This is a genomic window from Micromonospora sp. LOL_013 (assembly GCF_048060315.1).
Classification (GTDB): Bacteria; Actinomycetota; Actinomycetes; order Mycobacteriales; family Micromonosporaceae; genus Micromonospora_E.
Genome location: NZ_JBHMIQ010000130.1, coordinates 1 through 269, shown reverse-complemented (window position 1 = coordinate 269; position 269 = coordinate 1). Strand labels below are relative to the sequence as shown.

The 269-nt window shown below is 71.0% G+C and carries 1 pseudogene; it reads right to left on the bottom strand.

Annotated features, from left to right (window positions below):
- A pseudogene (locus ACFHWS_RS28635) lies at positions 1 to 269 on the bottom strand (acetaldehyde dehydrogenase (acetylating)); the annotation flags it as partial.

The following is a 269-nucleotide window of genomic DNA, read 5'->3' as shown; positions in this document are numbered from 1 at the left end:
CACGAACGCGTCGACCGGATCGAACTGCACCCGCTGTTTGAGCCGGTAGCCGGGCACGTACCCGGCGACCGACCGGACCATGGCTTCCACCGAGGCGGCTACCGCGCCGGTGTCCACGCCGGCTGGGACCAGGCAGTAGACGGTGTCGCGCATCAGCAGCGGCGGGTCCGCCGGGTTCAGCACGATGATCGCCTTACCCCTGCCGGCACCGCCGACGACCTCCAGGGCGCGGGCGGTGGTCTGGGTGAACTCGTCGATGTTCGCCCGCG